The 25,024-nt window shown below is 63.5% G+C and carries 27 protein-coding genes and 1 tRNA gene; 8 read left to right on the plus strand and 20 right to left on the minus strand.

The genetic code is table 11. The annotated features are described in order from the left end of the window. The first annotated feature begins 1 nt into the window (after position 1). A tRNA-Ser gene (locus VF515_14760) sits at positions 2-86 on the plus strand. A 52-nt stretch (positions 87-138) separates the two neighbouring features. Here the strand turns inward: VF515_14760 and VF515_14765 are convergent. The 6 genes from VF515_14765 to VF515_14790 form a co-directional block, all read right to left on the minus strand. Next, positions 139-936, minus strand: a complete 798-nt coding sequence (locus tag VF515_14765) for a lysophospholipid acyltransferase family protein (protein ID HEX7408892.1) — start codon at positions 934-936, stop codon at positions 139-141. Between the two features lie 162 nt (positions 937-1,098). Then, positions 1,099-2,250 (minus strand): thiolase domain-containing protein, encoded by a 1,152-nt coding sequence (locus VF515_14770; GenBank protein ID HEX7408893.1) that lies wholly within the window; start codon positions 2,248-2,250, stop codon positions 1,099-1,101. Continuing rightward, entirely contained in the window at positions 2,247-3,368 is a 1,122-nt protein-coding gene (locus tag VF515_14775) for a lipid-transfer protein (GenBank protein ID HEX7408894.1), read from the minus strand. The genes VF515_14770 and VF515_14775 overlap by 4 nt, the downstream gene beginning before the upstream one ends. 7 nt (positions 3,369-3,375) lie before the next feature. Beyond that, positions 3,376-3,876: a Zn-ribbon domain-containing OB-fold protein gene (locus VF515_14780; protein HEX7408895.1), complete on the minus strand. Its 501-nt coding sequence runs from the start codon at positions 3,874-3,876 to the stop codon at positions 3,376-3,378. 58 nt (positions 3,877-3,934) lie between these two features. Beyond that, positions 3,935-4,411 (minus strand): OB-fold domain-containing protein, encoded by a 477-nt coding sequence (locus tag VF515_14785; GenBank protein ID HEX7408896.1) that lies wholly within the window; start codon positions 4,409-4,411, stop codon positions 3,935-3,937. Then, complete coding sequence (locus VF515_14790; protein ID HEX7408897.1) at positions 4,408-5,145, minus strand: NUDIX hydrolase; 738 nt, start codon at positions 5,143-5,145, stop codon at positions 4,408-4,410. The genes VF515_14785 and VF515_14790 overlap by 4 nt, the downstream gene beginning before the upstream one ends. 287 nt (positions 5,146-5,432) lie before the next feature. Between VF515_14790 and VF515_14795 the strand changes: the two genes are divergently transcribed. From VF515_14795 to VF515_14810, 4 genes are all read left to right on the plus strand, one after another. Further along, complete coding sequence (locus VF515_14795) at positions 5,433-5,825, plus strand: cupin domain-containing protein (GenBank protein ID HEX7408898.1); 393 nt, start codon at positions 5,433-5,435, stop codon at positions 5,823-5,825. Between the two features lie 79 nt (positions 5,826-5,904). Beyond that, a complete protein-coding gene (locus tag VF515_14800) occupies positions 5,905-7,497 on the plus strand; it encodes an FAD-dependent thymidylate synthase (protein HEX7408899.1) in 1,593 nt (530 codons plus the stop codon). A gap of 6 nt (positions 7,498-7,503) precedes the next feature. Continuing rightward, a complete protein-coding gene (locus tag VF515_14805) occupies positions 7,504-8,103 on the plus strand; it encodes a nucleotidyltransferase family protein (protein HEX7408900.1) in 600 nt (199 codons plus the stop codon). Then, positions 8,100-8,315, plus strand: a complete 216-nt coding sequence (locus VF515_14810; GenBank protein ID HEX7408901.1) for a hypothetical protein — start codon at positions 8,100-8,102, stop codon at positions 8,313-8,315. The genes VF515_14805 and VF515_14810 overlap by 4 nt, the downstream gene beginning before the upstream one ends. A gap of 35 nt (positions 8,316-8,350) precedes the next feature. On the opposite strand, the gene VF515_14815 is transcribed toward VF515_14810, so the two are convergent. The 6 genes from VF515_14815 to alr are packed head-to-tail and all read right to left on the minus strand — an operon-like array spanning position 8,351 to position 14,745. After that, a complete protein-coding gene (locus tag VF515_14815; GenBank protein ID HEX7408902.1) occupies positions 8,351-9,637 on the minus strand; it encodes a DUF1015 domain-containing protein in 1,287 nt (428 codons plus the stop codon). Positions 9,638-9,639: 2 nt separating this feature from the next. Beyond that, positions 9,640-10,275, minus strand: coding sequence for an L-threonylcarbamoyladenylate synthase (locus VF515_14820; protein HEX7408903.1), 636 nt, complete (start codon positions 10,273-10,275; stop codon positions 9,640-9,642). Then, the gene (purE, locus tag VF515_14825) at positions 10,241-10,756 is read right to left on the minus strand and encodes a 5-(carboxyamino)imidazole ribonucleotide mutase (GenBank protein ID HEX7408904.1); all 516 of its coding nucleotides are present in this window, start codon (positions 10,754-10,756) and stop codon (positions 10,241-10,243) included. The genes VF515_14820 and purE overlap by 35 nt, the downstream gene beginning before the upstream one ends. After that, positions 10,753-12,030, minus strand: a complete 1,278-nt coding sequence (purD, locus tag VF515_14830) for a phosphoribosylamine--glycine ligase (GenBank protein ID HEX7408905.1) — start codon at positions 12,028-12,030, stop codon at positions 10,753-10,755. Before purD ends, purE begins: the two co-directional genes overlap by 4 nt. Positions 12,031-12,051: 21 nt before the next feature. Next, a complete protein-coding gene (purH, locus tag VF515_14835; GenBank protein HEX7408906.1) occupies positions 12,052-13,605 on the minus strand; it encodes a bifunctional phosphoribosylaminoimidazolecarboxamide formyltransferase/IMP cyclohydrolase in 1,554 nt (517 codons plus the stop codon). A 15-nt stretch (positions 13,606-13,620) separates the two neighbouring features. Then, complete coding sequence (alr, locus tag VF515_14840; GenBank protein HEX7408907.1) at positions 13,621-14,745, minus strand: alanine racemase; 1,125 nt, start codon at positions 14,743-14,745, stop codon at positions 13,621-13,623. 75 nt (positions 14,746-14,820) lie between these two features. Here alr and thiS point away from each other — a divergent pair, with 75 nt between their 5' ends. The 3 genes from thiS (at position 14,821) to thiE (ending at position 16,550) form a co-directional block, all read left to right on the plus strand. After that, positions 14,821-15,021, plus strand: coding sequence for a sulfur carrier protein ThiS (thiS, locus tag VF515_14845; protein ID HEX7408908.1), 201 nt, complete (start codon positions 14,821-14,823; stop codon positions 15,019-15,021). Between the two features lie 6 nt (positions 15,022-15,027). Then, positions 15,028-15,804: a thiazole synthase gene (locus tag VF515_14850; protein ID HEX7408909.1), complete on the plus strand. Its 777-nt coding sequence runs from the start codon at positions 15,028-15,030 to the stop codon at positions 15,802-15,804. 95 nt (positions 15,805-15,899) lie between these two features. Next, a complete protein-coding gene (gene thiE / locus VF515_14855; protein HEX7408910.1) occupies positions 15,900-16,550 on the plus strand; it encodes a thiamine phosphate synthase in 651 nt (216 codons plus the stop codon). Between the two features lie 45 nt (positions 16,551-16,595). Here thiE and VF515_14860 read toward each other — a convergent pair whose 3' ends face one another. The 8 genes from VF515_14860 to ptsP all read right to left on the minus strand — a co-directional run bounded on the left by VF515_14860 (position 16,596) and on the right by ptsP (position 24,999). Next, positions 16,596-16,763, minus strand: coding sequence for a hypothetical protein (locus VF515_14860; GenBank protein ID HEX7408911.1), 168 nt, complete (start codon positions 16,761-16,763; stop codon positions 16,596-16,598). A gap of 241 nt (positions 16,764-17,004) precedes the next feature. Continuing rightward, a complete protein-coding gene (locus VF515_14865) occupies positions 17,005-17,268 on the minus strand; it encodes a hypothetical protein (protein HEX7408912.1) in 264 nt (87 codons plus the stop codon). An 81-nt stretch (positions 17,269-17,349) separates the two neighbouring features. After that, on the minus strand, positions 17,350-17,535 hold the full coding sequence (locus tag VF515_14870) for a hypothetical protein (protein ID HEX7408913.1): 186 nt from the start codon (positions 17,533-17,535) through the stop codon (positions 17,350-17,352). 2 nt (positions 17,536-17,537) lie between these two features. Beyond that, positions 17,538-20,231, minus strand: coding sequence for an MMPL family transporter (locus VF515_14875; GenBank protein ID HEX7408914.1), 2,694 nt, complete (start codon positions 20,229-20,231; stop codon positions 17,538-17,540). 27 nt (positions 20,232-20,258) lie between these two features. After that, on the minus strand, positions 20,259-21,320 hold the full coding sequence (locus tag VF515_14880) for a YCF48-related protein (GenBank protein ID HEX7408915.1): 1,062 nt from the start codon (positions 21,318-21,320) through the stop codon (positions 20,259-20,261). A gap of 92 nt (positions 21,321-21,412) precedes the next feature. Beyond that, positions 21,413-21,898 (minus strand): hypothetical protein, encoded by a 486-nt coding sequence (locus VF515_14885; protein ID HEX7408916.1) that lies wholly within the window; start codon positions 21,896-21,898, stop codon positions 21,413-21,415. Positions 21,899-21,960: 62 nt separating this feature from the next. Beyond that, a complete protein-coding gene (locus tag VF515_14890; protein ID HEX7408917.1) occupies positions 21,961-22,467 on the minus strand; it encodes a hypothetical protein in 507 nt (168 codons plus the stop codon). A gap of 132 nt (positions 22,468-22,599) precedes the next feature. Next, positions 22,600-24,999 carry a phosphoenolpyruvate--protein phosphotransferase gene (ptsP, locus tag VF515_14895; GenBank protein ID HEX7408918.1) on the minus strand — a complete coding sequence of 800 codons (2,400 nt, stop codon included), beginning with the start codon at positions 24,997-24,999 and terminating at the stop codon, positions 22,600-22,602. Between the last annotated feature and the right edge of the window lie 25 nt (positions 25,000-25,024).

Below are 25,024 nucleotides of genomic sequence, written 5' to 3' on the forward strand. Positions count from 1 at the left end.
TGGAGGGGTGGGTGAGCGGTTGAAACCACCGGTCTTGAAAACCGGCGACCCGCAAGGGTCCGGGAGTTCGAATCTCCCCCCCTCCGTTCTCTCGCGCGGCGCGGCGGAGCGTGTTCGCAGCGTCGCGGAGGAACGAGTTCAGGCCTCGGCGCCGGCCAAGGCGCTGGCGATCTGCTCGCGCGTCGCTTCCAGCAGCGTGTCCACCTGCGTGCGTGCGTCGGCTTCGGGCACGGCCGGGGGCTGAATCGATTTGCAGAAGAGAATCTCAATCTGCCGTCCCGGCCGCAGGCGCCACCACGGTAACTTCGCCAGGGCGGCGTAGCTCCCGCGTACTGCCGTGGGCAGGATCGGCAGGCGATTGTCGATGGCGAAGTGAAAGGCGCCTTTCTTGAACGGCAGGAGTTGCCCCGTGCGGGTGCGCGTGCCTTCGACGAAGAAGATCACCTGACCGCGGATGTGGCGCAGCGCCGCCTGGGCTATGCTGCGTAGCGCCTGGGCGCGGTTGGCCCGATCGATGACGATCTGTCCGGCGGGCCGCAAGGCCCAGCCGATGATCGGCCAGCTGAGGATCTCGCGCTTGGCGACGAAACGATAGGGCGGTGGGATGACGCGGATCAGGGCGAGGATGTCGAAGACACTGGCATGGTTGGCGCAGACCACGTGGGCCCTGCTCCAATCGACCGGCACGATCTCGCGCACCCGCAGCTGGATGCCGCAGACGGCGAGGATCACCTTCGCCCACAGTTCCTGCGTCACCCACCCGGCCAGCCAGGCGTTGGCTTCCAAAACGCCATCCAGTATGTCGGCCCGCCCGAGCTTGGCGCGCGCCAGGCCGTACCAATAGCGTGCGTAGAGCGCGATCAACAACGGCGTGCCGACGATGGTAGTCCACGCCCCGGCCAGGAGTATGCGAAAGAAGTTGAGCAACACCGTCATGACCACCCCCTCATCGCGACGCGTGATGCGTGACTGGTGAGCGGAGAAGTGTAAAGATCCTCTCAAGTAGACGGACCACGGCCACGGATCACGCATCACGCATCACGCGTCGCGCCTTGCGCATTACGTCGAAGGTGTCGTCAACGGGAAACCGCACTCTGTCTACAGTTCGCTGCTCACGATCCACATGGCGAAGTATTGTGCGCCGCCGCCGTAGGCGTGTCCGAGGGCGATTTTCGCACCCTCGACCTGGTGGGCGCCGGCGCGACCCATGACCTGCAACGCCGCCTCGCCCAGGCGCAGCATGCCCGAGGCCCCGATGGGGTTGGTGCACAGCACGCCACCGGACGGATTGATCGGCAGGTGCGCGCCGAATTTCTGTTCGCCGCGTTCGATGATCTTCCAGCCTTCGCCGACATCGCAGAAACCGAGGTTCTCGAGCCACATGGCTTCGAACCAGGCGAATGGCACATAGATCTCGGCGGTGTGGATTTCCTTCCAGGGGTTGGTGATGCCCGCCTTGTCGTAGACCGCCTTGGCACAAACGCGTCCGGCATGGGGGCTGACCTGATCGCGTCCCGGCACCCACATGGCTTCGGCGTAGGAGTAGCCGGACTTGACCCACGCCGGCTGGCGCGGCCCCTTTTTCGCCTGTTCTGCCGACGCCACCACCAGGGCGATGGCGCCGTCTGAAGACGGGCATGTTTCCAGGTAGCGGATAGGATCCCACAGGACCGGCGAGTTCATCACGTCTTCCAACGTGATGGGTTCCCGCAGGTGGGCGTACTCGTTGCGCCCGGCGTTGGCGCGTGCGTTGACGGCGATCATCGGCCCGATGTGTGGCGGGCAACCGGTGCGCGCCATGTAGGCCCGACAGTAGGGGGCGAAAAACCCGCCGGCGCCCGCCACCAGCGGCGGCGTGAACGGCAGGTTGGGCGACAGTGCCCACATGACGTTGCCTTCAGACTGCTTCTCGAAGGCAATGGCGAGGACGCGCTCGTACAGGCCCGAGGCGACGTGTGTCACCGCCGTGAGTGCGGTCGATGCGCCGACCGAGCCGGCGGTGTGAACCCGCAGCATCGGCTTCATGTGCGCGCCGACCGCGCCGGCCAGAAACTGTTCGGGCTGGGCCACGCCTTCCAGCATATCGGGCGCCTTACCGATGACGACTGCGTCGATGTCTTTGTGTTCGAGTCCGGCGTCCGCCAAGGCCCGATCAACGGCCTCACGAACGAGGCCCGGGATGCTCACATCCGAGCGGCGTGAGGTATGGTGTGTCTGGCCGACTCCGACCACTGCAACCGGACGCTTCATGCCCCCCTCCGCTCCGTACCGAGAACCCAGACGATGTTGTGCTGCAGGCAGTGTCCCTGCGTGGCGTGCGCGATCCCATGGCGTGCCCCGGACACGGCGCGGCCATCGGCGCGTCCGGAGAGCTGCCGAAACACTTCGCCCATGCGGATGAGTCCGGTGCTCATGATGGGATGCGCGCAGAGTGGCCCGCCCGACGGATTGATTGCCGGACGCGGGGATTTCGCCGGGAGTCCCAAGGCGTCGCAGAGGATCAGCTCCTCGGCGGGGTTGGTGGCGGACAGCTCGACGACCTCCACTTCGTGCGCGCCCTTTATCCCCGCCATGGCGCACGCCTGTTCGGCGGCGAGCCGCGCGCTGGCGCTGCGGGAGATGTCGCGTGCGCCGAGCGTCTGCATCTCGGTGCGATGGTCAACGCCGTGAATCCATACGGGACGATCGCACAGTGTCTCCGCCTTCCCATCGGCGGCGACGATCATGCAGGTGGCACTCTCGCCAACCGGCGGCAGGTAGCCGGTGCGCAAGGGCTCGGCCGCCCAGGGCGTGCGCAACAGTTCGTCTGCCGTAGCGGCCTGGCGCACCTGGTTGTCGGGGTTGCGCGCGCCGGCGGTGCGGTTGCGTGCCGCGACAGCGGCCAGATCGCGGTCCGTAGCGCCCGTGCGCGCCATGTATGCGCTGGCCTGCAGCGCGGCGCTCGAGGTGGGATCGAGGCCGATGGCCGCTTGGTAGTACGGGTCGAGCTGCAGGTTCAGCACCCGGTTAGGATCGCCTTCGGACGTCTTGCCGTGGCCGACCACGAGGGCGGTATCGCAATCGCCCGCCTGCATGCGCAGCCAAACGTAGTAGGCGCAGAAGGCGGCGTCCATTTCGAGATGCAGGTCCTGCTTCGGCGGCCACGAGCCCATCGCGTCGAGGGCGGCGACGAAGCCGAACGGCCGGCCGTCCATGTAGTCCGTGGAGCCGGCGATCTGATAATCGATGGCGTCGCGTTCGACCCCGCAGTCCGCGAGCGCCTGGCGCACCACCGGGTAGAGCATCTCGGTGGCCGTGCGGTGCTCGTCGCGGGCGACGACGGGAAGCTGGGCGAAGCCGACAATCGCGACATTGCGTAAGGTGCTCATGCCATCCTCACAGTCGGTTGATGTAGGACTCTTGCGGCGCGTCGGGTTCGCCGGTCGGCCGGAAGTGGAGAATGTCTTCGTACCCGCCGGTGCGCTCGCCGTCGGGTTTCCACACCGCCTCGACACGCATGCCCATGCGCACGTCGGCGGCGGGGCACTCCTGGATGAGCGCGAAGATCGAAATGTCGGCGCCGTCGAGCGCCACCGAGGCCGCGACGTAGGGGATTTCGAGGCTGCGGCCGATCACCGGGATATTGACGATGCAGAAGGTGGTGATCACTCCCCGGTCCGCGACCTCGACGAACTCGTTGGCGGGGGCGAAGCTTTCGGCTGAGTTCACCATCGGCGGTACCAAGACTTTGCCTGTCTTCGAACACTTCGAGCCCAGGATTGTCTTGTCCTTGAGTGCGCGCAGGTAGCGTGCCTTGTAGTCGCCGGCGACGTAGTCGTACGGGAGTCGCACGGTTGTGGTGATGTATTTGATCCCTTCTTTGGGTGGCTCGTTCATTGGGTCTCCCTGATCCTTCGTGACGGGTGCAGCCGGTTGCGCCGGAGGCGTCGTACTTCTACGCGATCAGCTGGAAGCAGGCGATATCTCGGATCGTTCCGCTGCGCTGATCGTCCGGCGCCCACACGGCTTTGACGTGGGCGCCGACTTTGAGCTGGTCGAGATTGTCCTTGACGACATGCGCCATGGCGGTGTCGGCGCCGTCGAGGCGGACAAGGACGAATGCAAACGGCGACGAAAACGGGTGCAATCCATCGATGGGGTTGCGTACGACGGCGACGGCAGTGACGACACCGGTGTCCTTGACCTCCACCCACTCACTTCCCGCCGAGGCATCGATCTCGGAGTAGCCGGTCGGTGGCACGACCACCCCTTGCCCGGCCGCCCGTTGACCCCAGATCTTCTTTTGCTCCTTCAGCCCGGCGAGGAAGCGTCCGATGACGGGGCCGGTGGAGTGTTTGTACGGAAACTCCATGGTCAGCTGCTGGCGCATCGGCTCGACGGACGGTACGGCGGTGGTCGATCGTTCACTCATAGGGGTTTCTCCATTTGGACGGCGGGGGCTGAGGACCGCTCTCCGATTGTCGCGCTCCGTTCGTAGCGCCAGCCAGCCTCCGTCATCCACAGACGGTGGCGCGGGCCGGGCAAATGGACGTCGCCGCTTTCGTACGCGGCGTCGCCGGCGTAGAGCGAGCAGGCGCCCTCCGGAATCAGGTGCAGCCGCGGCGCGAACGGTTCGAGGGGACCGGGCGGCGCGGCGGTGAGGATCTCGTCGACGGCGCGATGCGCGGCAAGCTGCGTCAGTGTCACGAAGGTCGGCGGGGGAAGGTCGAACTCCCCGGGGCGGTGCAGCGCCAGTGCTTCATCGGGGCGCAGCCAACGATGCTCATGAATCTCCCCGCCGTCCACCTGCACGGTATCGTTGCTGGCCCGAGCCACGAAGAACAGAGTGTCAAAGCGCTTCGGTAATCCTTCGGGCGTGACCCAGCGGGAGAAGAGTCGCAGGCCGCTGTGTTCGATCCCGACGCCAGCTTCTTCCCGTGCCTCGCGCACCGCCGCGCAGCGGCCGGCGGCGACCATGTCACTGGGATCACCGGCCGCCGCGTAATCTTCCGGATCGATACGCCCGCCCGGAAAAACCCACGCTCCTCCGTGAAACGACAGCTGCACATTGCGCCGGACAAGCAACGTCTCGCATCCGTGGTCGCCTTCACGGAGCAAGACGACGGTAGCGGCTGGATGAGCGGTAGCTGGGGCTGATTTCGACATAACGACCGTCCTCACTACAATGACAGACGGCGGTCTGGCAACCACTAGGATGCAAAAGACAAAGCACGGGACACAATCGGTACCGTTGAGTCTGTGCTCTGAGGCCTTTTGCGCGCGCCCCTTGGTGGCCTCAAAGGAAGCGGTCCGAGTAGAGAGAAGGGGGCTGAGAACGCCAAAAATCGTCTTCCGGCAGCCGGCGGGGCGCTACGGAACCGGCGTGTGCTGAGAATTATGCCTCAGTACTGGACTTGGGGTAGTTTGGCATGAGCCCTGCTGTTTGCTTGGTTATGATTGCCGAGACGTCCGAGCCGATTGAGCGCCATGGAGCGGAACTTCCGGTCACGGCGTACCCGTACCATCACCAATTGTTCGCCTCAGCAAGCGGTGCGGGTGCGACGGGGATGCTCTTTGACAGTAAACACTTTACGGTGATGGCGATTGCTCAGCCAGCGAATTCGGAGACGCCGGATTTGAATGTGGACAAGGAAGGCGATCGGATCTTGATCTGCCTTGATGGAGACTTGTCTCTTCAGATCGGCGAAAATCAGTTTCGGCTGGGGCCGGGAGATGCCGTACAGATTCCGCGGGGCGTTCGCTTTGGCAAGACCAGTTCCGGCCCCGGCGCGCACATGCTGCTGATCCGGGGCAAGAGCATGCGCTCGTTCTCGATGTACCGGTAGCCGACAGCCGGGGCAACGTGCCCCTTTCCTCTTTCTCTTGCGACCAGGTAGATGTAGTCATGCATCGCGTTTCGAAAGCATGACCAACATCGAGGTGTTTACCGAGGACGAACGACGGGCGCTGGCGCCGTACTTCACCAACCTGGACGGCCCAGTGTTCGCCTTGCGGAACCTTCCGGAAGTGGTGAAGGGCGCGCTGTTTGCCCGCTACTCGCGCTCACCCAAGTCATTGCGTCGACTCTTCCTCGACGAGTTCCTCGATCAGGTGGGCGCTGTTCCAGAGGAGGCCACCGTTGGTGTGGAGCGCGCAGGCAAGCTCTACGAGCAGGTCTTTGACGAATATGGCGACGACTCGGTGGCGCAGCTTGGTGGAGCCCACCTTGCCTGTGAAGGCGCCTCGAACATCCTGACCAAGGTGCTGGAATGGGGACGCCTGATGGCGTACCTGGAACAGTCCACTCGCTACATCGCGTACAACGACCGGGTCGGCGGACGATGGAAGTATCTGGTGCCGGCCGAAATCCGCGGAACCGCGCTCGAGCAGCGGTACGTCGAATGTCTTGACCGGGCCTTCGAAACGTATGCGCGCTGGATCGAACCAATCGAGCAGTACTACAGGGCCATATACCCGAGAAAGTCGGGTGATTCCGAAGGTGTGTACCGGCGGACGATTCGTGCCAAGGCTTTGGATACGTTGCGTGGGCTGCTGCCCGCGGCGACGCAGTCCAACGTCGGCTTGTTCGGGACCGGGCAAGCGTACGAGGCGTTGCTGCTGCGCATGCGGGTCCACCCCCTTCTGGAGGTACGCGAGTACGCCGATCTCATGCTGGCGGAACTCCGCAAGGTGATTCCGTCGTTCTTGAAGCGGGTGGACCGCCCGGATCGCGGAGGCCGGTGGAGCCAGTACCTTCGCGAAACCCGCGAGGCGACGGAAGCGGTGGCGCAACGGCTGCTCGCGGGTGTCACCGCGGACGACCGTTCCGAGGTGGTGTTGACGGATTACGACGCGGAGGGAGAGGTGAAGGTCGTTGCGGCGGCGTTGTACGCGGTGTCGAACCTTCCCGACGATCAGTTGTTGCAGACCGCGCGTCGGATGACGTCCGAGCAACGGCGCGAGGTTCTGCGGGCATATGTCGGCAACCGCCAGAACCGGCGATACAAGCCCGGCCGCGCCTTCGAGCGAACCAGCTACCGGTTCGATGTCCTCACGGACTATGGCGCGTTTCGGGATCTGCAGCGACACCGTCTGCTGACGCTGGAGTGGCAGCCCCTGAGCCCGCAGCATGGCTTTGCTCTTGCGGATACCATCCGGGACGCGGGGGTGCTCTCCGACTGGAATCGGGTCATGGAGGAGTCGGCGCAAGTGTACCAGGCGCTGTCTGATGCCGGCTATCCCCAGGTCGCGCCGTACGCGATCAGTATGGCGTATCGCGTCCGCTTCTACGTCGAGATGAATGCCCGTGAAGCGACGCACATGATTGAGCTGCGTACCTCGCCGCAGGGGCATCCGTCGTACCGGAGGGTGTGCCAAGCGATGCACGCACTGATCGCCGAGCAAGCGGGACATCAGGCGATCGCGGCGGCGATGTCCTTTGCGGACCACTCGCAGGTCGAGTTGGAGCGGCTGCACTCGGAACGGGCAATCGAGCGGCGGCGCCTTGGGCGGAGCTGAGTCGGCATTCCGCGCCGCTCCCGGCAACGCTTCCCACGGGGCAACTTCCACGCTAAGACGAAGCGCGTGGACTTTCGCGCGGCATTTGAGGCGGTGACTCAGGCCATGCGGGCGGAAGGAGTTGATTTCGCGCTCATCGGCGGTTTCGCGCTGGCGGCTCTGGGCTGCCCGCGCGCTACCGGTGACATCGATTTTCTCATTGCGGGTGAGCACGCGGACCGCCTTGCGCGCATCATGCAGAGGCTCGGGTATGCTGAGCTGCACCGCAGTGGTGACGCTGCGAACTACGCGGCATCGGACATCCGGCTTGGCCGGGTGGATGTGCTGTATGCACGCCGGCAATACAGTCGCGCGATGTTGGCGCGCGCTTGCCCTTACGCCGTGCTCGGCGAGACCGAGATCAAGGTGGTCGAGGCGGAAGATCTCATCGGCCTGAAGGTGCAATCATCGACCAATAACCCCAAGCGCCGGCCGCTCGACCTGTCGGACATCGAGCAGTTGCTGGCCACGCATCCCGGGCTCGATGTGCAGCGGGTACGCGAGTACTTCCGGCTCTTTGATCGCGAAGCCGAACTCGACGCGATTCTCGCCCGGAGCCAGCCATGAACGCAGCCGACCAAGCCGACTACGTGGGGGACGGCATCAGCAGCGCGCGCCGCGAGCAGTTCGTCGCTAGCGAAGCCGCGGTCCAGGCGTGGCAACGGTCGCACCCCGCCACGCTCGATGAGTACTTCGACTTTCTGGACGGCCTGCAAGCGATCTTCGGACCGTTCCCGGTGCGGCGGGACGGCTGGTCCGGCGACGATTTCCGACTCTGAGGTCGTTGATTCGTGGCCGCTCAGGTCAGCACCGATTATTCGTCGAACGGGTAGAATACCAATCCCGTCAGCAGCTTCGGAAAAAAGTAAGTGGACTTCTCCGGCATGGTTTCGCCGGCACTGCACACTGCTTCCACGTCCGCGATGTTCGGCGGATTCATGAGGAATGCGGCTTGCGCCCCTTGATCCACGGCGGTTAGTGCGGCGACTTCGTCGTGGGTATAGGTCAGGCGTCCTTCCTGTGCTGCCGCCGTGCAGTCGATGCCGAGGAGCCCGCGCAGAATCACCCTGTCGAGGACGGTGACATCAAGTTGGCGGACAACCGGGGCGAACTGCGAGGCGTAGCGGTCGACAACCGCGTTGTCGTTGAGAATCGCCACGATGCGCTCGTCCTGGCCCGCGAGCGTAATACCAAACCGACCTTGCTGGGGACTCTCTCGCAAACAGGCACGGAACGCTTCCCGTGCCGAGCGAGGAAAACGCACCAGTTGAAAGTGACGCTGCAGTTCCGTCACGAACTTCCCCGCATCGAGGCTGGTGCCCGCGGGGAGCACCCGATGCGTTGGTAAGATCACCAACCCGGGATGGCTCATGCTGGTGAGATACATGAGCACGAAGTTGTAGGGCGCCTCCGGATCGTTGCTGCCTTGGGCGCGTTGCGCTTCGGCGTAGGCGAGCGCCGTCTCGTAGCGATGGTGGCCGTCTGCGATGACGACGGGCTCCTCCGACAAGGCGGCTGATATGGCGTCAATTCCGTCCGAGGCGTTGAGCAGCCACACTCGATGGCGTACGTCGCCATCGTCGCGAATGTCGATGTCCGGCGGCCGTGTGGCAGCAGAGTTTCGAGCCAGCTGAAGGACGTCCAGCTGGTCGGCGAACAGCCCGAAGAGTGGGCTCAAATTCGTCCGGCAGGCACGCAGAAGACGCATGCGATCTTCCTTGGCGCGTGCGAACGTGCGTTCGTGCGGCCGGATCTGGCGGGAGGCAAAAGGTTCCAGGCGCACGGTGCCGATGATGCCTTCGCGCTGGCGGGCCTGGCCGTTCGGCAGAACGAAGTCTTCCACGTAGAAGCACAAGGCTGGCTTCGTGTCACGCACCAGCACACCTTCACGCCGCCACGCTTCGAGAAGGCGCGCGGCAGTGCCGTACGGGTCGGCGGCACGATTGAGAATCAAATGCACCACATTGCGCTGGCTGCGTTCGTGCAGCGCGTCGCGATGCGCCGAGGAAATGACGTCGTAGGGCGGCGCCACCACGGTGGACAGGTCCCCAACCACAGCCGGGTTGTAGCGTAGCGGACGAAACGGACGCAGCATGACCATGTCTATACCTCGGCGAGCAGGCTAGAGCGGACCGCATCCGCGGTCACGGCCCCTTCGCGAATTACGGTCAATCCCTCCCGCACGTCGACGACCGTCGAGGCCGGTTCGCCACGCAGCGCGCCACCATCAAGATAACAATCGACCCGCGAACCAAAGTAGGCGCGCGCTTCTTCCACATGAGTCGGAGGACGCATGCCCGCCGGGTTGGCGCTCGGAGCGGTGACTGGACGACCCAGGGTGCGCACCACGGCAGTTGCCAGCGGATGGCTCGAGAGCCGCACGCCGATGCCGTCTCCGCCTCCGGTCAGCAGGGGCGACACGGTCAGACGGGCACGCAGTACGAGTGTCAAAGGACCAGGCCAGAAGTGACGCATCAATACCTCGGCTCGCGATGGAATCTCCGCTGCGATCTCTCGCAACATTTCGACATCTCCGATCAACACGGCGATGGGGTTCCCGACTTGGCGCACTTTCAACTCGAGGAGCCGCTGCAAAGCTGCCGCGTTGCCGGCGTCCACGCCGAGGGCGTAGAGTGTTTCGGTGGGGTAGACGATGATGTCGCCACGGGCCAGTGCCCGCGCTGCCATGACGATGGCCTCATGGTCATGCCCGCCGGTGCTGCTGCTTGAGCCGGGCATCCTTGTCCTCGACTTGGCGTGCCAGCTCGGCTTTGAACGCGGTCAGGCGGGTCGCGAGATGTTCGTCGTGCAGCGCCAAGATCTGTGCCGCCAGGATGGCCGCGTTCTCGGCCCCGACCTTGCCGATGGCGACCGTCGCCACCGGGACGCCGGGCGGCATCTGCACTGTGGCGAGGAGGGCGTCCATGCCCCGTAGCGCTCCGCATTCCAACGGCACCCCGATCACCGGCAGTGTGGTGTGGGCCGCCACCACCCCCGCCAAATGTGCGGCCAGACCCGCACCGGCAATCAACACTTGGAGCCCGCGCCCGCGAGCCTCGCTGGCGTACGCAGCGGTGCGCTGCGGGGCGCGGTGCGCCGATGTCACCGTCACTTCGTACGGCACGCCGAGGGCGTCCAGGCGTTCTGCCGCGGCGGCCATGACCTCCCAGTCACTGTCGCTTCCCACGAGTATTCCGACGCGCGGCTGGTTGGCTTTCATGACGTTGGTTCCAAGGCGTGGTAGCCGACGTCCCGCCGGTAATGGATGCCGTCCCAGTGGATTTGTTCCACGGCGCGGTAGGCTTCGGTCACTGCGTCGCGCACCGTGGCGCCGAGTGCCGTGACGCCGAGCACGCGGCCGCCGTTGGTGACGATGGCGTCGTCGCGTTGAGCCGTTCCCGCATGGAACACGACGCCGTTCTGCCAGCCGCGCAGGGCTTCCAGGCCGCGAATGACCTTGCCCTTTTCGTACGTGCCCGGGTAGCCCGCCGCAGCGAGGACGACGCAGGCAGCCGCGCGCTCATCCCACTCGACGTTGACCTCCGCCAGGCGCCCGTCAACACACGCCTCCATCAGCTGCACCAAATCACTTTTGAGACGGAGCATCAACGGCTGGCATTCCGGGTCACCAAAGCGGGCGTTGAACTCCAATACCTTGGGGCCGCTCTCCGTGATCATCAGCCCGGCGTAGAGCACGCCACGGTAATCCAATTTCGATTCGTTCAGGCCCTGGACCACCGGTTCCATGACTTGGCGCATGATGCGCTCGTGCAGTGCCGACGTCAGCACAGGCGCCGGCGAGTACGCGCCCATGCCGCCGGTGTTCGGCCCGGTCTCACCATCGAACGCGCGCTTGTGGTCTTGCGACGAGGCCAGGGGCAATACGGTCCGACCGTCGGTCAGCGCGATGAAGGAAACCTCCTCGCCTTCGAGGAATTCTTCGATGACGACGCGTTCACCGGCGCTCCCGAAGATGCGTGTGCGCATGATTTCGTCGATCGCCTCCTCGGCGTCCTTCATGGTCTGGCAGATGACCACGCCCTTGCCGGCGGCGAGGCCATCGGCCTTGATGACGATCGGAACGCCGACCTCTGCCACGTAGCGGGCCGCTTCGTCGGCCTCGGAGAACGTGCTGAAAAAGCCGGTCGGCACGCCTTGGCGGCGGAGCAGCTCTTTGGTGAAGGCCTTGCTGCCTTCGAGGCGCGCCCCGGCGCGTGTGGGACCGAAGATCCGCAGGCCCTGGCGCTGGAACTCGTCCGCGATGCCCAGTGTGAGCGGCAACTCGGGCCCCACCACCGTGAGGCCGATGCGCTCGTCGTGCGCGAAGCGCGCCAGTCCGGCGACGTCGTCGGCAGCGAGGGGTACCAGGTCAGCGACCTGCGCAATGCCGGCGTTGCCCGGAGCGCAGAATATCCGCTTGACGCGCGGCGACTGGCGAATCTTCCAGGCCAGGGCATGCTCCCGGCCGCCGCTACCGATGATGAGGACGTTCATAGCGTGGATGCGCACCCGCAATCAATGTCGGAAGTGCCGGACGCCGGTGAAGACCATTGCCAGGTTGCAGGCGTTGGCGGCGGCGATGACATCGTCGTCCCGGACGCTCCCTCCAGGTTGCACGATGGCGGTGGCGCCGGCCTTGGCGGCCTCTTCGACGCCGTCAGGGAAGGGGAAGAAGGCGTCGCTTGCCAGCACGGAGCCTTGCAGCGAAATGCCGACGCGCGCGGCCTTCTCCCGCGCCGCATGCACCGGATCGACGCGCGAGGTCGCGCCCCCACCGAGCGCCAACGTGCGGTGCGCTTCGACGAAGGCGATGGCGTTCGACTTGACGTGCTTCACCACTTTCAGGCCAAACGCGAGCCCGGCAAACTCTTCGGACGTCGGCGGGCGCGCGGTGACGACGCGGGCGGCCCGCGGATCTTCCATGGCCCGGTCCGTATCCTGGACCAGCAGGCCGCCGAATACGCCGCGTATCTCCCGCTTGGTTTGCCGCATCACGTCCGGGTGCCAGCGCATCAAGCGGCGGTTTTTCTTTTTGCGCAGGAACTCCAGCGCATCGGGTGCAAACTCCGGCGCAATGAGCACCTCGGTGAAGATCTCGTCCACCTCACGTGCGAGATCGAGCGTCCAGGCCTTGTTCGAGACTAAGATGCCGCCAAACGGGGAGTCCGGGTCCGTTGCAAATGCCCGGCGGTACGCTGCCAATACGCCGGGCGCTGTGCCGACGCCGCACGGTGTATTGTGCTTGAGGATGGCGACGGCGGCATCGGCGTCGTCGATGAACTCGAGCATCAGGAAGAGGGCGGCGTTGATGTCGACGATGTTGTTGTACGACAGCTCCTTCCCGTGCAGTTGTTCCACGGCGCCGAAGAAATCGCCGTAGAGGGCCGCCTGCTGGTGCGGGTTTTCACCGTAGCGCAGTTCTTGCGCCTTCTTCAGCCCGATGTGGATGGTCTCGCTGAATGGGCGACGGCCACCGTCGTCGCGGCTTCCCAAATAGTCGGCGATGGCACCGTCGTAGTGCGCGGTGGTCGCAAAAGCCTTGCGCGCCAAGCGCACATTGGCCGCAACCGAAACCGCGCCGTCGTTGCGGCGCATTTCGTCCGCCACGGCAGGGTAATCCGCTGGGTCGACGAGCACGGTGACGTCATGATGGTTCTTGGCGGCAGAGCGCACCATGGAAGGCCCGCCAATATCGATGTTCTCGATGGCGTCTTCGAGGCTGCAATCCGGACGCGCCACCGTGGCCTCGAACGGATACAAGTTGACCACCACCATATCGATCGGCTTGATCTGGTGGGCGGCCATCTGTTCCTGGTGATGCCGATCCTCCCGGCGGCCAAGTATGCCGCCGTGAATCTTGGGATGCAGGGTCTTGACGCGGCCGTCGAGGATTTCCGGCGAACCGGTGTGCTCGCTGACCAGCACCACGGGAATGCCGACATCCGCCAGCAGCTTCGCTGTGCCTCCGGTCGAGAGAATCTCGACGCGGAACTCCCGCAGCGCCTTGACGAACTCGACGAGGCCGCTCTTGTCGCTCACACTGACCAGTGCGCGTGTAATCTTCGCCATCCCAACCTCTCCTCTTTACTGCAAAATGCGTGGAACCCGCTTGCCCACGCCCGTGAGCACTTCATACGCGATCGTTTCCTGCCATGCCGCCACCTCCGCGACGCCGATTTCGGCGCCGTTCTGGCGGCCCCACAACACCACCTCGTCACCGAGCTCGACGCCGTTGATGTCCGTGACGTCGACCATGGTGAGATCCATGCACACGGCCCCAATCACAGGGGCGCGCCGGCCGTGGATGAGCACTGACGCCCGATTCGACAGCTTGCGGCTGTAGCCATCGGCGTAGCCGATGGGCAGCGTCGCGATGGTGCTCGGCCGCCGGGTCACAAACGTCTGCCGGTAGCTGACGGGGAATTCCGAGGGAACGGTTTTGAGCTGCAAGATGTGGGTGACCAGGCGCATGGCGGGACGTAGCTCGTTCGCCACCGCGGCGGCCGCCGCTACCGGGGACACGCCGTAGAGCACGATGCCAGGACGCACCATGGTGAAATGCGTATCCGGCCGCGACAGTGTGGCGGCGCTGTTGGCGAGATGCACCCAGCGCGGCTGCTCACCGGCTGCCGCCAGCATGGCGATTGCCCGCCGAAATACCTCGAGTTGGTAATCCGCGTACTCTCGATCGACACTCTCGGCGTTGGCGAAGTGTGAGAAGACACCTTCGATGACGAAGCGTCCTCCCCGCTGCAACTGCTCGAGGAGCGCCGGCAACTCGGCGGGTAGTACGCCGATGCGTCCCATGCCAGTGTCGATCTTGATGTGGATCCTGAGCGGTGGCGCGTCACCGACGCTGGCCAGCTCCCGTGCCATCTCGCGATGCAGCACGGCCACCGACAATCTCTGTTCGTACAGGGCGGGGAGGTCGGCGCGTCCAGCGCCGGTGAGGACAAGGATGGGTGCGCGCACGCCGGCGGCGCGCAACTCCACGCCTTCCTCGACCGTGGCAACGCCGAGATAGTCAGCGCCAGCGGCCTCGAAAATGGGTGCCACCAGCGCCGCGCCGTGCCCATACGCGTTGGCTTTCACCACTGCCAGCAGGGCGACACTCGGGGGCAGGCCGGCGCGGACGGCGGCCAGATTTTGGTGTAGCGCCGCGGCATCGACAGCAGCGAAAGTTTGACGTCCAGCCGATGGTGTTGTCATGGAAAGGCAAGCGAGCCCCGCTTACCAAATGGCACCCAAGTTGTAAAGGTAACCTGAAATCATTATGTTTTTCGTGTGCACGTGATCATCAACGGCGAACCACAAAGGCTCACCGAAGGCCTGACGATCGCCGATCTGATCAGCCAACTCGGATTCAACCAGCGACGGATCGCGATCGAATTGAATCGCGAGATCATCGCCGGCGACGATTACGGTACGTGCGCAATTCGGGACGGCGACTGCATTGAGATCGTGCATTTCGTCGGGGGAGGATAGCAAGGAATGATGGCGGATCCATTCGAACTGGCGGGGAAACGTTTCCACTCGCGACTGATCGTCGGCACCGGGAAATATCGTGACTTTGCCGAAACCAAGCAGGCCGTGGAGGCCTCGGGTGCCGAAATCGTCACCGTGGCGCTGCGGCGGGTGAACATCACGGAAGCCGGCAAGGAGAACTTGTTGGATTTCCTCGATCCGGCGCGCTACACGATCCTGCCGAACACCGCCGGCTGCTACACAGCCGAGGAGGCGATTCGCACCGCGCGGCTGGCGCGTGAGGCCGGCATCGGTACCCTGGTCAAACTGGAAGTCATTGGCGATCAGAAGACCCTGTTTCCCGATGTCCCAGCGACCATGGAGGCGGCAAAGGTGCTGGTCCGGGAGGGCTTCGCGGTGTTGCCGTACATCAATGATGACCCCATCGCCGCCAAGAAGTTGGAGGAGATCGGCTGTGTGGCGGTGATGCCGTTGGCGGCGCCGATCGGCTCCGGTCTGGGGATCCGTAATCCGTACAATATCCGCATCATTCTCGAGCACGCCCGCGTGCCGGTGATCGTCGACGCCGGCGTGGGAACGGCATCGGACGCCGCCGTGGCCATGGAACTCGGTTGTGATGCCGTGCTCATGAACACCGCCATTGCCGGCGCGAAGGACCCGCTGCTGATGGCCGAAGCCATGCGCCTGGCGGTGGAAGCGGGCCGCAAGGCGTTTCTCGCTGGCCGCATCCAGCGCAAGCTGTATGCCACGGCTTCGAGCCCGATCGAGGGGATACTACAGTAGCTGTCAGCAATCAGCTGTCAGCTGGCAGCTGGGGGATGGATGATCTCTATATCTTGCAGAAGCTGACGGCGGATTGCTGATCGCTATTTTCCCTGATGACTGACCGGTTCTTCTCTCTCTATCTCGTCACCGACCGCCACCGTACCCGCGGGCGGCCACTCCTCGAGGTCGTCGAAGCGGCATTACAGGGCGGGGTTGGTGCGGTGCAGCTGCGAGAAAAGGATCTCCCGGCCGGGCAGCTGTTCGCTTGTGCCCGTAAGCTTCGCGAGCTGTGCCGGCGCTACGGTGCCCGCTTGCTGGTCAACGATCGGATCGACGTCGCGCTCGCAGCTGGAGCTGACGGCGTGCACCTACCCGTCAGCTCATTCGCTTGTGCCGATGCCCGTAGCCTGCTCGGTCCCACCGCTCTAATTGGGGTCTCGACGCACAGTTTCGCCGAAGCCCATGCCGCCAGTGCCGCCGGTGCCGACTTCATCGTCTTCGGTCCGGTCTTCGATACGGCATCGAAGCGTGCGTTCGGGTCGCCGGTTGGATTAGACGCTTTGGCCCGGGTTACTCGGGAGACGTCGCTGCCTGTATTCGCCATTGGTGGGATCACCGCCGATCGCGTCGAGACGGTGTGCCAACGCGGTGCCCATGGAGTCGCCTTGGTCTCGGCGATTCTCGCAGCCGATGATCCGTGCGTCGCCGCGGAGTACGTGACGCATTCCTTGTTGCGGAGATCGCCGACGGTGAGCTGTGCGTAGCTGACGTCGATGGGGCCTTCGCGCTCTTGTGACAACGGCCTCTTCTCAACGACTTCTCAACGACTTCTCGACGCACAAGATGCGCGGGTTGGCGAATCCTAGCTCCTCTTCGAGGAAGTACTTTGCCGCTTCGACCGCGTCGTCCAAGTCCGGGCTAAGTTCGACGCTGAATTTGACCACGGCAGTCGCCTCGAACACTTTCCCGCCGCGCACTGACCGCTTCCGGGAGTGATGTTCAAACCCTGGTTGTGGCATGTGTCTCATGGCGGTAGAGGTACTCTCGACCTATCGCAGCGCCGGTCGCCTTTATTTCGACCGACCTGCTCGTACGCAAGGGGCGCGCCACCACTCGCGACATAAAGAGGCCGTGCTTTCTTGCTAGGACCGTGGCGATTGTTGCGATGCTACCGCTGCTGGTGTTCTCAGCAGCGGGAAGCACTGCGGCTTGGAAATCCTACAGCCTAGAAATGATGGTGATGAGGCCGCCGGCTGCGAGGCCCCAGAGGACATCCTTTTGCAGATTCGCTTCGGGGCCGCGGGTGCGCTCGCTCACGATGGCACTGGCGATGAACAGTGCGCAGCAGACGCCGAGGGCCCAGGAGATTCCGGGAAGGTCCTCACCGCCGCGAGCTGCCGTGGCGTAGCGCGAGAATGCGAAGACGAACGCGAAGCCGAACGCGATGGCGGCGATGCGGACAAGGCGCAGGAAGATCATCATGAGTTGTGAAATCGTGAATCGGGCTCGTAAGGGAAATCTCTTAGCCTTTCCGAATGTGATTCGCGAGCACGACTCACGGTGTCATTCTTCGCTCACCTTGGCGGACCGGGCCATCTTGAGGAGTTCCTGGGCTCGCTTGTCGCCGGAAGCGGCCTCTCTTTCCCACTTTTTCTGGCGCCACGGCTTGACGATGTACTCGTCGAGAAAGATGACGAGGAAACTGAAGCCCAGGACGATGGCAATCGAGTTCCACATGTTCAGTACCATAATTACCTCGCCGTGCGCTGTGCCGACATGTTGGTCAACGCCGGAGCACGATTCGCTTCCTTGGTGATGAACTTTGGCCGGAACAGGACGATCAAAACCGGCGTCAACGTCTGCGAGCCAACGTAACTGATGGCCATCCAGATCGCCAGCAGTAGGCCCATCTCGGCGTTGAAACGGATGTTGGAAGTCGTCCAGAATACGGTGCTGATGACCATGGTGACGGCGGTGAAAGTGACTGCCTTACCCGAGGTGACCAGCGCCTCACGTACGGAGGCCTCCAGGTCGCCACGCACACGAATTTCTTCGATGGTACGGCTCACGATGTACAACCCATAATCGATACCAAAGCCCAAGCCGACGGTGACCAGCGGCAGGGTGTGAATGTTCACCCCGATGTGGTGCACCGCCATGTAGGCGTTGACCATGATGTTCGACAGGGCCAGCGGGGCGAGGAGGTAGAGGCCGGAGGCGAACGACCGGTAGGTGAAGAGCATGATCATGTACATGGTGAAGAAGCCGAGGAAGTTCATGAGGGCGTCGTTGCGGACCAGCTCCTCGTTGGCCGCGGCCAGCGTTCCGATGAGGCCACCGGCCAGCTTGAACACGGATTTCCACGGCGCGCTGACGGTGGTCACGACTTGCTGCCCGGTGCGCTCGACGGTGAAGTCGAGGAGCGTGGACGTATCCGCCTGCCGCATGAGTGCGGCGCGGAACTCCGGCTCGGTGTGGACGGGCAGCTTGTCGACCGCGACGATGCGGTCGCCGGCTTTGAAGGGCGCCTCTCCGGAGGCCATGCTGCCCACCACCCACGATGGGCCCGCCTTTTCCCAGATCAGTTCCGGGTTCACGCTCTTCACCGTCACGTTGCCGTCCTGGGTGTCCAGCGAGATGCCGAGGTCATCGAGTTCCGTGCTCGAAATGAAATCCTTGCATTCTTTGATGATGCGCCGGATGTTTTCGCCCTTGTGATCTTTGCAGTAGAAAGTCACGTGAGCGGTGGTGTAGCTCGGATCCACGTACTTGGCGGTCTCGCTCGGGGGAGAGCCGGAGAAATAGATGAAGAACAAGCCGCCGACATCGACCCAGTTGTCCGGGATGACCCCCCATTTCGGCTCCAGCTCATGGAACACCATGTTCACGGCGCGGATGATGTCCGCCAGCGAGAAGCTGTAGCCGACGGAGGGGTCGCGCTCCAGATAGCGCTGGAAGCGCTCCATGGCGCGTAAGGTTTCCGGGTACTTCATGGCGTCCCTGTCGTAGCCCTCATTCACCACGATGAGTGGCTCGACGCCGCCGAATTTGTCCTGAATGGCCTTGTGCGAAACGTTGTAGGGTGAATCGAGCCAGAGCAGCGGCGAGGCCGAGGTCGGATCGCCAATGGTGAGGCCACGGACGAAGTAGAGGGCCACCACGGTGACGCCGAGCCAGGCGACGATCGTCACGATCTTGCCCGCGTTCGTCAACAGCGCATCGACAAAGCGTTCGATGCCGCGCCGAAAGGCGCCGTGCTCGCGCATGACCACCAGCTCCGGCTCGGGTGCTTTGAGGTAGTAGTACACGATGGGGTTGAGCAGCATCTCCGATATCGTGATCGCCAAAATCCACCACGATGCGGTAATCGCCAGCTTCTGCAGCATGACCACCGGTACCAGGAGAATGACCAGCACGCCGAACGCATCGGTGGTGATCCCCGACAGCGTCGGGACGAAGAGCTCGGCGAACGCCGCGACGATGGCCCGCCGCTTGTGCCAGCCCGACTTCTGGAACTCTTCGTAATAGCGGTCGTGCATCTGGATGGCGTGGCTCACGGCCCGCGCGGTGATGAGAAAGGGCATCACCAGCATCAGCGGATCGAGGGCCAAGCCGATCAGATGAATGAAGCCCAAGCCCCAGAACGCGGCGATCAAGCCGGTGATCGTTGGCCGCAGGGCGCCGCGCCAGTCGTGGAAATACATCCACCGCAGCACCCATTCGATACAGTAGGTGATGACCAGGATGAAGAACACGTCACCGGCATAGTGGTAGACCCAGCCATAGAGCCGCGGTTCGCCGGCGACGTACACCTCCGTGTTGGCGCTGCGGAACGGCTCCACGACGTTCTCGTTTACTTCGGTGAAGATGCGCTTGTAATCGAGCCGGCCCTCGATGAAATTGGCGCGGATCAAGGCGGACTTGTCGTCGAGCGACACCAACAGGCCGTAGATGTTTTCGGCGTTGTGCACGATGCGCCGGATGTTGACCGCTTCCTCCGGGGTTTTGACCGGCTCGAGCATGACCGGCTGGGCGCGCATGGTCCCGCCGGCGGCGACCTTGAGGTAGCGCACCGTGCGGTGGGCGATCGAATCGACCTGATTGTGGTTCACCCCGTACACTTTGTCGAGGCTTTCGGTCATCTTCCAGATCTTGTTCAGCGTCTCGACGGTGAAGATCGATCCCTCTTTCACCTCGATCATGATGTTGATGTTGTTGGCGCCACCGAAGGTGCCGGAGTACTTGTTGTGGATCTTGATGTAGGGATGGTCTTGGGGCAGCAGATCGCCGAAGCTGGTGACCAGGCCGAGTTGGAAAGCCCAGTACGCAAAAAGCGCCGTCACCAGGAGCACGACGATGGAGACCGGGTGGCGGTAATCGATCAGCTTGTCGCCGAGCCAGTACAGCAGGCGCTTATCTTCGGGAACTTCGTAGTCAAGGGCCATGGAATCCTCCCTGCAATTGCTCCGGGACTACCCCAGCGAGGGTATCCAGGTCTGACCGCCGTCCTTGGTGTGAAGGATCATGCCGAAGCCGCCGACGATCCAGCCGTTTTGCTGATCTATCCAGCTCATGCCGCGCAACCAGGTGAGCACCTCCATGCCCAGCTTGGTGCGCTGCCATTCCCCGTCAGGGGTGCCCCTCCGCACGACTTCCCCCGCCGCGCCGACCGCCCAGCCCGTGCCGTCGGGAAACACGACGGGATTGAACAACGGATCGACGATGGGGTAGTCGAGCTTCATCTTCTGGAACTTCCAGGTGACGCCATCCTCGGTGCGGGCGATCTTCCCGTCTAGCCCGGCGACCAAGCCGTGTTGCGCGTCAACCATGTGGATACCGAAGAAGGTTGGGATATCGAGAATATCCATCACCTCTTCCCCGAGCAAGCTCTGCTCCTGCTCCGACCAGGATTGGCCACCGTCCGTGGTGCGGTAGATTTTGCCGAACTCGCCCACCACCCAGCCCGTCCGGGCGTCGAGAAACTGGATGTCGTAGAGGACCGGATCTTGTGAGGCGACGGCTTCTTCGGCGCTGAGCTCTTTTTGCGACGAGGGAATGATCTTGTGCAGGCTCCAGTTGGCGCCGCCGTCGTGCGTCTCGAGCAGAATCGACTTGTCTCCCACCGCCCAGCCGTGTAGCGCGTCGACGAAGGCGATGGAAAAGAGATACACGTCGGTGCCGGTCTTCTGCCGTTGCCAGGTCTTGCCGCCATCCGTGGTGTGCAGGATCAGTCCCTCTTGGCCGGAGATCCAGCCGTTGTTGGCATCGACGAAGCGCACCCGATACAGGGCGCGATGCGTGCCGGTGGGGACCTGTGACCAGGTGAAGCCGGCATCGGCCGTCATGAGGATCTTCCCGCCGTAGCCGACGACCACCGCATGGTCGGCGTCCAGGGCTTGGACGTCATAGAACTTGTCCGAGATGCCGATGGTGCGTGTGCGCAGCTCCATTTCCTTGACTTCGCTATGGCAACCGGCCCACGCAACAACGGCCGCCACCATCAGCAGCGAGCGGATCCAATAGCTACCCCGCATAATTCCTCCTGGACGTTCGGCCTGCAACTTCCCCTCGGCGGCGCGCGCGCCGCTCTACAAAGCCTTACCCCTGGCTGTCAAGGACTCCAGCCCTATTGCTCTTGCGCCGGCGACGGGAACCACTTGGCCTGTTCGGATTTTTCCAGCAGCTGTTGTTGATCGATCTTCCAGCGCCCGTCTTCCCGGATGAGTGTGTACAGCTCGTGCTCTGGCACGCCGAGCTGATTCAGAAACTTGTCTTGCGAACTGAGGATGTCCGGAACGTGGGCGATCGTGCCATCGGTCTTGCCCGGACTCACGTGGAAGTCGAAGATCTTCGCATCCGACATCTGCATGGTCCACTGCTGCTCTTTGGCCCACGCCTCGCGGCTCTTGTGTTGTGCCATGGCGGTGGAAATATAATCGTACGCGGTGGGGAAATCCCCTGCTTTCAAGGCTTCCAGGTAGCGTGTCACGGTTGCTTCCGGACTGAGCGCCGACGGCGCGGCCTTGCCCTCCTGTGCCTGTATCGCTCCGCTGCAATAGGCAAGCAGGAAGAGAAAAACCATCCCCGCCCCGTACTCAATACTTCGGGCCATCGTACAGTTCCCTCTGAAATCCTTGCGGAGCGTTCGGTGCGTACGCCGCTGCCGAGCTTCTACTACCCGCGGCCACGCAACATCAAGCCCGCCAGCAGAAGTTGGAGCAGCAGCACCACCGCGACGACAATCCCCGCGCTCAGGCGGAAGCTGCCGAGGCTGCCTTCCAGCCCTTCTACCTGCTTGCCGAGTTGGGCGATATCACCTTTGAGGCCGCTGCTTTCCACGTAGAGACCCCGCACCTCTTCGCGCATGCCCTTGATCTGCTCGAACGCCGCCTGCACTTGATCACGGTTCTGGCGCACCTCGTCGTGTCCTTCACCCACCCCGCGTTGCACGGCGTTGAGCTGATCGCGCAACTGCGAAATATCTGCCGCCAGCGAACGCTGGGCTTCGGCCACCGCGCCGAGTTCCTGGCTGACGTCGGGGCTTTTGGGCGAGACCTTCACCTCCCGCTTCCGCGCCGCCGGCTCACCTGCGGCCGGGGAGGCGGCTCCCAACCCTACCAGGCCGAGCACAATCGCCACCGTGAACCCCAGTCGTAATCCGCTCCAGCGGGTTGGCGTCACCGGATTTTCCCTTGTCACCAGCAAGTATCGTCCAATTTGCACGCCGGTCTTGTATGCGAAGTGCCGGAGGTTGTCCAGTTTGCGTGAATCGTTGTCGTGAATCGGTTCGAAACGCGAACGCGACTCACCGCACTAGTGATACATCTCCATGATGTCGATCAAGCCCAACTCGCGCATGGCTTCGAAGATACGGCTCTTGACCTCCTTAATGGTGGGCATGGTGACGACCTCCTCCGCCAAGCTCCGTGCCGTCTCAAAGGTCATGGCGCGGATCAGCCGCTTGATCACGGGGATGAAAAACGGCCCCATGCTCAGATCATCGAATCCCAACCCCACCAGCAGCAGCGTACACACGGGGTCGGCGGCCATTTCTCCGCAGATCGACGCCGGCTTTCCGGCCTCCTTTGCAGCCCGGACCGCCGTGGCAATCATTTGGATGACCGCGGGATGCAGCGGTTCGTAAAGCGAGGCGACTTTGCGGTTGTTGCGATCCACGGCGAGCACATACTGGATCAAATCGTTGGTTCCGACGCTGATGAAATCGACTTCTCGAACGAGGTGGTCGGCCAAAGTCACGGCCGAGGGCACTTCGACCATCATGCCGATGGGAATGTGCGGGGCAGGTTCGCCGGTCTCTCGAAGCTCCTCTTGCGCTTCTGCCAGTAGATCCTTCACCCGGCGGATCTCTTCGAGGCTCGAAATCATGGGAAACATGATGCGTACCGGTCCGGCGGCCGCCGCGCGCAGGATGGCACGCAGCTGAGCCTTGAAGATGTCCGGCAGCTCCAGCGAGATGCGGATCGACCGCCAGCCGAGAAATGGGTTGTCCTCGCGAGGGATGTTGAGGTAAGGCGGGTACTTGTCGGCACCGAGATCGAGCGTGCGGATGGTGACCGGCTTGCCCCCCATGCCCGTGACCACCCGCCGGTAGAGTTCGACCTGCTCCTCTTCCGTCAAGAAGTCCCTGTGGGAGAGGAATGGCACCTCGGTACGGTAGAGCCCGATTCCTTCGGCGCCGTGGAGCAACGCCAGGTGCATGTCGCCCAGCAGTCCGATGTTGGCGCACAGGTGAACCCGGTGGCCATCGACGGTTTCCGCTGGCAGATCCCGTAAGGTTTCGAGCCCCCGGTTGAAGGCTCGATACTCGCGCTCCAGTCGATCGAACTCCCGCAAGATTTCCGCGGTGGGATTGACGTACACCACTCCGGCGTTGCCGTCGACGATGAGCTGGTCCCCCTCGCGGATTACCTCTTCAGCACGTTCGGCGCCCACGACGGTCGGAATCTCGAGGGACTTGGCCAAAATGGAGGCATGGGACGTCACCCCGCCGCTGGCCAGCACGAGGCCTTTCAGGTGCTGCTGCTCCACCATGGCCAGGTCCGACAACGACACGCCGGCGGCAACCAACACGATGCCGCTGGTCACCGGCCGCTGGCGCTCGCTGACGCCGAGCAGATGGCGCAGCACGCGTTGGCCGATGTCTTTGATGTCGGCGGCGCGATCCCGCAGGTACGCGTCTTTCAGACCCGCGAACTGCTCCACAAACTCATTTGCCGTTTGCTGCAAAGCCGCTTCAGCGCTCAAACCGTCGCCAATCAGGTTCTCGATGCGCGTCAGAAAAGTCTGGTCCTGAAGCATGAGTTTCTGGGCATCAAAGATGGCGGCATCGATCTCGGGAACCGTGGCGCGAACCCGCTCCTTGGTGCGTTCGAGATCCTTGATCGCTCGCCCGACGGCGGTCCGTACCCGAAGCATTTCTCGCTTGGGTGGATTCTTTCTTTCCTTGGGGAGGTCGTTGATGTTGATGCCGGAATCCGCCACATGTGCCCGGCCGATGCCGAAGCCGGGTGAGGCTCCGAGGCCGACCAGGCGTGCATGTCCGATGGCGCGGACAGACGGCCGATGGGGTGCCTCCGTCTCGTAATGTCGGAGACGATCGATGGCGGCCACCATTTGCTGTTGGTACGCTAGGCGCTCTTCTTCCTTGGTCTCCAGGCGAGCCCGCAGCCGGGTTTGTGCCAGAATGCCGGCTACGGGGACGGCAATGGCTTTCAGCAGGCGGACTTCGTCGCGTGTGAACCGGCGCCGGCGCGTTGTCTGGACGATCAAAACCCCAACCGGTTGGCGCTGTTCGACCACCGGGACTCCAAGAAACGAGTGGTACCGCTCCTCTCCGGTTTCCGGGAAGTATTTGTACCGGGGGTGGGCCATGGCGTCGATTGCCATCACCGGTTCCATGTTCTGGATGACCATCCCCGTCAGCCCCTCCTCCACGCCCATGGTGATCCTGCCCACCGAGCTCGGATCGAGGCCGGTGGTGGCCCAGAGGATCAGCGTCTGCTTGGCCTGGTCGTAGACGTAGAGCGAGCACACCTCCATGGCCAGGTGCTCGGCCACCGTTTCGACAATCGCATGGACGCTCGCACGCAGGTCCGACGCGTGCGTGACAATGGCGCCGATGTCTTCCAGCAGCCGGAGGCCATGGCGGCGACGCGGTTCGCGCTGTGGCGACGTTTCCTTGGCGGCATCCATACAAAGCGGCCCGATTTGAGCAGTC

It is taken from the genome of Candidatus Binatia bacterium, from assembly GCA_036382395.1.
In the GTDB taxonomy this organism is placed as follows: domain Bacteria; phylum Desulfobacterota; class Binatia; order HRBIN30; family HRBIN30; genus JAGDMS01.